Consider the following 6,153-nt stretch of genomic DNA (forward strand, 5'->3'; position numbering starts at 1 on the left):
ATCCTAGTCTCCCTACTCGGTATGTGTGCCACCCTCGGCACCTCCTCGAGTGCTGAGACCGGTATGGGTATGGGACTGGCGACCACATTCGTGCTCATCTGCTCCAACGTGGTCATCTCGCTCCTCAAGAGCGTCATCCCCGACGGCGTTCGCATCCCGGCATTCATCGTCGTGATCGCTGCCTTCACCACAATCGTCCAGATGGTGGTACAGGCTTACGCCCCAGCCCTCTACGACGCCCTCGGTATATTCCTCCCATTGATCGTCGTCAATTGTATCGTCCTCGGTCGTGCGGAGTCCTTCGCCTCCAAGAATGGAGTTGCCGACTCCCTCGTCGATGGTCTCGGCTCAGGACTGGGCTTCACCTTCGTCCTGACACTCCTCGGATGCTTCCGTGAGATCCTCGGATCCGGCAAGCTCTTCGGTATGGAGCTCTTCTCCGCTGACTACGGCACACTGGTCTTTGTCCTCGCACCCGGTGGATTCATCGTCCTTGGGTATATGATCGCTGCCAATAACGTCATCATGGAGAGGCGGAAGAAGAGTGCCGAGCGCCGCGAGCGTGAGCTCCTCAAGGATCAGCCCCACCAGACACCTATGGCGGCCAAGGAGGGCGTGTAAGTCTCATCATTGAGTAAGTCATATAAGATATGGAGTATTTAGTCATACTTATCGGCGCAATATTTGTCAATAATATTGTCTTTGCCCAGTTCCTCGGTATCTGTCCCTTCCTCGGCGTGTCGAAGAAGCTCGACACCGCCCTCGGTATGGGCGCCGCTGTCACCTTCGTGATGGTCCTCGCCGTGCTGGTCACCTTCGGTCTCCAGAAGGGAATCCTCGACCCGTATAACCTCGGTTACCTGCAGAATGTCGTCTTCATCCTCGTGATCGCCGCACTCGTGCAGATGCTTGAGTCAGTCCTTAAGAAGGTCTCCCCGGCACTCTTCCAGGCACTCGGGATCTACCTCCCGCTGATCACGACCAACTGCGTCATCCTCGGTGTCGCCATCCTCGTGATCCAGAAGGACTACAACCTCTCTCAGGCGATGATGTACGCCTTCTCGACCGGTATCGGCTACACAATCGCCATCTCGCTCTTTGCGACGATCCGCGAGCAGCTCGCTAAGACCGCTCTCCCTAAGGCGATGCAGGGCATCCCTGCAGCACTTCTCGTCGCAGGAATGCTGTCGCTTGCCTTTATGGGCTTCACCGGCGTGGTATAAGGATCCGGACCACTCTATGTAGTGCCGGAGCTTTCTCTCTGATAGAGAGCGAGCTCCGGCACTGCTTTTATGGAGAAGAGTTTTCATAGCGATTTAAGAGTAGGTTTCACTTAGCAGAAGATGGGATTTCTCAGTCCCAGATTACTTTTCCGGGGCAACGTGAACTTTTCTACCGAAATATTGGCTACCTTTGTAGTGAACAGCGCAGATATACAAAGCAAGCCAATGAGTAAAGAGACAATACTGGTAACGGGCGGGACGGGATTCATCGGATCCCACACCACCGTAGAGCTTCAGGAAGCAGGATATGAGGTGGTCATCGTCGACAATCTCTCCAACTCTGACGACTCGGTCCTTGACGGGATCGAGCGGATCACCGGTCTGAGGCCAAAGTTTTACAAGTCCGACTGCAACGACCTCGAGGCGATGAGACGTGTCTATGAGGAAAATCTGACTATCGTCGGAGTGATCCACTTCGCTGCCAGCAAGGCAGTAGGAGAGTCGGTCGAGAAGCCACTGCTCTACTATCATAATAACATTGTTTCTCTGATCAACCAGCTGACACTCATGACGGAGTACAGGACGAAGGGGATCGTCTTCTCCTCCTCCTGCACCGTGTATGGTCAGCCGGAGAAGCTCCCCGTAGACGAGTCGGCACCCTTTATGCCGGCCACTTCGCCCTATGGCAATACGAAGCAGATCAATGAGGAGATCCTCCGTGACACGATACACTCGGGCGTGCCTTTCAAGGCGATCAGCCTGAGGTACTTCAATCCCATCGGTGCCCATCCCTCAGCCCACATCGGTGAAGAGCCTCGGGGTGTCCCCGCCAACCTCATCCCCTACATCACTCAGGCGGCTGCCGGCATCCGTAAGGAACTGACCGTCTTCGGAGACGACTACCCCACCCCCGACGGCACCTGCATCCGCGACTACATCCACGTCGTGGACCTCGCTAAGGCGCACGTCGCTGCGATCGACAGGATGCTCCATAAGGACGGCGAGAACTACGAGTACTACAATATCGGCACCGGTAAGGGGGAGAGCGTGCTTGAGCTGATCACCGCCTTTGAGCGAGCAACGGGCGTCAAGGTTCCCTATAAGATCGGACCGCGCCGCGAGGGAGACATCGTTGCCGTGTGGGCCGATCCTAAGAAGGCCAATGACTACCTCGGCTGGCAGGCACAGTCCACGATAGAGGACTCTCTCCGAAGTGCCTGGAAGTGGCAGGAGCAGGTCCTCAAGAGGGATCAGAAGTAATAGAAAACTATCTAATAGAAATAATACCACCCCTAACAGTACAATGGACAAGAACGAATTTGGGATTTTCTCCGGGCAAAAGAGTATGAACCTCGCTGAGCAGATCTGCTCCAGCCTGGGGTGTGACCTCGGGAAGTTTAAGTACGAGCGCTTCGCCGACGGCGAGTTCTCCGGCAGCTTCGAGGAGTCGATCCGCGGCAAGGACACCTACATCGTGCAGTCGACCTTTGCCCCGGCCGACAACCTGATGGAGCTGCTCCTTATGGTCGATGCCGCCAAGCGCGCCAGTGCTCACTACATCGCCGCCGTGATCCCCTACTTCGGCTGGGCACGCCAGGACCGTAAGGATAAGCCGCGCGTCTCAATCGGTGCCAAGCTGGTGGCAGACCTCCTGCAAGCAGCAGGCATCTCTCGCCTGATCACCATGGACCTCCATGCGGACCAGATCCAGGGATTCTTTAACGTCCCCGTAGACCACCTCTATGCCTCCAATATCTTCCTAGACTATATCCGGAAGAATATTGATCTCAAAAACCTCGTCATCGCCACCCCAGACGTCGGTGGTACGAAGCGCGCCAATACCTACGCTCACGCCCTCGGTGTGCCGATGGTGATCTGCCACAAGCTGCGCCTCAAGGCCAACGTCGTCGCTGAGATGCGCATCATCGGTGACGTGGAGGATAAGGACGTGCTCCTCGTGGACGATATCGTCGATACCGCCGGCACCATCACGAAGGCTGCCAACCTGATGATGGACCACGGGGCTCGCTCGGTACGCGCCATGTGCTCACACGCCGTGATGAGTGATCCGGCTACAGAGCGAGTGGAGCAGAGCGCACTCAAGGAGCTGGTGGTGACCGACTCTATCCCCTACACCAAGAAGTGCGACAAGGTCAAGGTTCTCTCCATTGCACCAATGTTCGCCGAAGCGATCCGTCGCGTCGAGACCCACGAGTCGATCAGCAGCCTCTATGGTCTCTGATCAGCGGTGACTGACCTTTCCATAAAAAAAGGCACTGAGCTCACCCCGGAGTCAATCACTCCGGCTGAGCTCAGTGCTTTCCGTAATAGTCTGCTGCGCTGGTACGATAAGCACGGGAGGGAGCTCCCGTGGCGCGGCACAAGGGATCCCTACAGGATATGGGTCTCAGAGATCATACTCCAGCAGACTCAGACGGTGCAGGGGTGGGACTACTACCTTAGGTTTATCGACCGACTACCAGATGTAAAAAGTCTCGCCGAGGCACCTGAGGACGAGCTAATGCTCCTCTGGCAGGGGCTCGGCTACTACTCTCGAGCACACAATATGCAGCACGCTGCCCGACAGATCATGGAGGAGCATGGGGGCGTCTTCCCCCGCAAGGAGCGGGAGGTGGCAGCACTCAAGGGCGTAGGTCCCTACACCACCGCAGCGATCATGAGCATCGCGTACGACTACCCTCTGGCTGTCGTGGACGGCAATGTCTACCGCGTCCTGAGTCGCTACTTAGCGACCGACACGCCTATAGACACCACCCTCGGTCAGCGGTACTACCGCGAGATGGCAGGGCTATTTCTCGAGAGAGAGCAGCCGGGGCGGTACAACCAGGCGATGATGGATCTGGGGGCGACTATTTGTACTCCAAAGAATCCTAAATGCAACATTTGTCCCCTCAGAGAAGGCTGTCGAGCTAGAGGAACAGAGCTGATCGATCTCTTTCCACTCAAGGCACACAAGACCATGGTGAGGGAGCGGTGGATAGAGTACTTCCTGCTACTGCGCGAGGGACAGATTGCGATCCGGCGGCGAGACAGTAGGCGTGGGATCTGGAAGGGACTCTATGAGTTACCTGGTGTGGTCTTAGAGAAAAAGCCGACCGCCCTGCCCACTCCTCCGAACGGCTGGGAGATCATTGAGACCCTGCCCCTCAAGGACCACCGACTAAGCCACCGGCTCCTCCACCTAAGAGTACATGTCTGCAGCACATCGGGCGATGCCGATCCCACCTACCCCGATGGGACTGAGCAGATAGCCCTCTCAGACCACGAGACGATCGCCTTCCCCAAGCCTCTTCGCCACTTCCTCGACCACTACGCCGGGGGCAACCGTCTTCTCTAATACACTAATCCTTAGAAATCTATATCTTGATCCACCCACTAAGTGCGGTCTACTAAGTCGCTTCTTACTAAGACGCTTCTTAGTAGACCGCTCTTAGTCATTAGGACTATTGCGAATCACCTATGCAGAAATAAGAGCATCAAGGCGGATTACGCGGAGACAAGAGCGGGGGCGTGTCGGTGTGACACGCCCCCGCTCATATAGTAATGGTATGTGTGGATTACTTGATGTTGGGGTTAAGCTCGCTCCACTTATCGACAGAGGGGATGAGACCCATCTTGATGATATTGTCGATCTGATCCTGGAGGTGCTTGTAGGAGGCATCGAGCTCCTTCATCTCCTCATCGGTGGCATGCTCGATCGGCTTGATGTGAGCACCATTACGATCGAGGACAGTCTCCCACGCCATCATGACGTGATCGTAGCGATCGTTGGATACATAGGTGCCGACAGGCCAACGGAAGGCAGGACCGCCCATGGCTGCACCGATCATCTCGATAGAGAGCTGTGCAGGGCTCTGGAAGGAAGAGCGGCCACGGAGCTTGATGATATTGGCACCACCCTTGACGACACGCTGGCGGAGCTCAGCCCACTGCTCTTCGGTCAGCTTATCCGTGCCGATCAGCTCGGAGAGAGGCTTGCCGTCCACCTTGACGCTGCTGCCAAAGACAGCCATCTGCTCACCGTGACCACCATAGGTGCGGGCACCGGTCACCTCGTGCTGGAGGACACCGAAGTGCTTGGCGAGCTCGCTCTGGAGACGGGTGCTGTCGAGACCGGCAAGCGTGGTCACCTGAGAGGGCTTCAGACCGGAGTGGAGGAGAGCGATGATACCAGTGATGTCAGCGGGGTTGAAGATGATCACGACATGGTGCACGTCGGGGCAGTACTTCTTGATGTTGCGTCCTAGCTCAGCAGCGATCTCAGAATTGCCCTTGAGTAGGTCTTCACGAGTCATACCCTCCTTACGAGGTGCACCGCCAGAGGATACGATATACTTAGCATCCCGAAGAGCCTCAGCGATGTCTGAGGTGAAGGTTAGGTTTAGCCCCTCGAAGCCACAGTGGCGCATCTCCTCCCAGACTCCTTCAAGTCCCTTAGCAAAAGGATCGTAGAGGCAGATATTTGGAGTGAGGTGCATCATGGCAGCGGTCTGCGCCATGTTGGATCCGATCATGCCGGCAGCGCCGATGATGACTAGTTTGTCTTGCGTTACAAAGTTCATAGTGTCTTATTTAGTCTGTATTGAAATTGTCAGCTTGTTGCGTTACGCCCCTAATAATAAGGAAGAGAGACTGGGAGGAAAGCTTTGCGACCCAGTAGGTCTCACTGCTCACACCCCAATCTCTCCACTAAGCTATCGCTCTACGGGTTTGCGCCTATCTGCTTACGCCTCGTAGCGACGTGCGATCTCCTTCCAGTTGATGATAGACCATAGGTCCTTGACGTGATCGGCACGGCGGTTTTGATAAGATAGGTAGTAAGCGTGCTCCCATACATCGAAGCACATCAGAGGCTTGAGACCCTTGCGTAGTGGGTTACCAGCGTTAGGCTCCTTCTCGATAGAGAGCT

7 protein-coding genes are annotated in these 6,153 nt (G+C 55.9%); 5 read left to right on the plus strand and 2 right to left on the minus strand.

Features of this window, described 5'->3' with window-relative positions:
* The 5 genes from Q0F21_RS04665 (at position 1) to mutY (ending at position 4,581) form a co-directional block, all read left to right on the plus strand.
* The gene (locus Q0F21_RS04665; RefSeq protein ID WP_297237846.1) at positions 1–621 is read left to right on the plus strand and encodes an electron transport complex subunit E; all 621 of its coding nucleotides are present in this window, start codon (positions 1–3) and stop codon (positions 619–621) included.
* Positions 622–650: 29 nt separating this feature from the next.
* Positions 651–1,223, plus strand: a complete 573-nt coding sequence (locus Q0F21_RS04670; RefSeq protein ID WP_297237848.1) for an RnfABCDGE type electron transport complex subunit A — start codon at positions 651–653, stop codon at positions 1,221–1,223.
* Between the two features lie 225 nt (positions 1,224–1,448).
* Entirely contained in the window at positions 1,449–2,483 is a 1,035-nt protein-coding gene (galE, locus tag Q0F21_RS04675) for a UDP-glucose 4-epimerase GalE (RefSeq protein ID WP_297237850.1), read from the plus strand.
* A 43-nt stretch (positions 2,484–2,526) separates the two neighbouring features.
* A complete protein-coding gene (locus Q0F21_RS04680; RefSeq protein ID WP_297130619.1) occupies positions 2,527–3,465 on the plus strand; it encodes a ribose-phosphate pyrophosphokinase in 939 nt (312 codons plus the stop codon).
* A 6-nt stretch (positions 3,466–3,471) separates the two neighbouring features.
* Complete coding sequence (mutY, locus tag Q0F21_RS04685) at positions 3,472–4,581, plus strand: A/G-specific adenine glycosylase (RefSeq protein ID WP_297237852.1); 1,110 nt, start codon at positions 3,472–3,474, stop codon at positions 4,579–4,581.
* A 220-nt stretch (positions 4,582–4,801) separates the two neighbouring features.
* Here mutY and Q0F21_RS04690 read toward each other — a convergent pair whose 3' ends face one another.
* Both Q0F21_RS04690 and Q0F21_RS04695 read right to left on the minus strand, forming a co-directional pair.
* On the minus strand, positions 4,802–5,806 hold the full coding sequence (locus tag Q0F21_RS04690; protein WP_297237854.1) for a malate dehydrogenase: 1,005 nt from the start codon (positions 5,804–5,806) through the stop codon (positions 4,802–4,804).
* A 162-nt stretch (positions 5,807–5,968) separates the two neighbouring features.
* Positions 5,969–6,153: Fe-Mn family superoxide dismutase (locus tag Q0F21_RS04695; RefSeq protein ID WP_297237856.1), on the minus strand; the 185-nt coding region annotated here is incomplete at its 5' end.

Origin of the sequence: uncultured Porphyromonas sp., from assembly GCF_934359325.1 — a bacterium.
GTDB lineage: Bacteria > Bacteroidota > Bacteroidia > Bacteroidales > Porphyromonadaceae > Porphyromonas_A.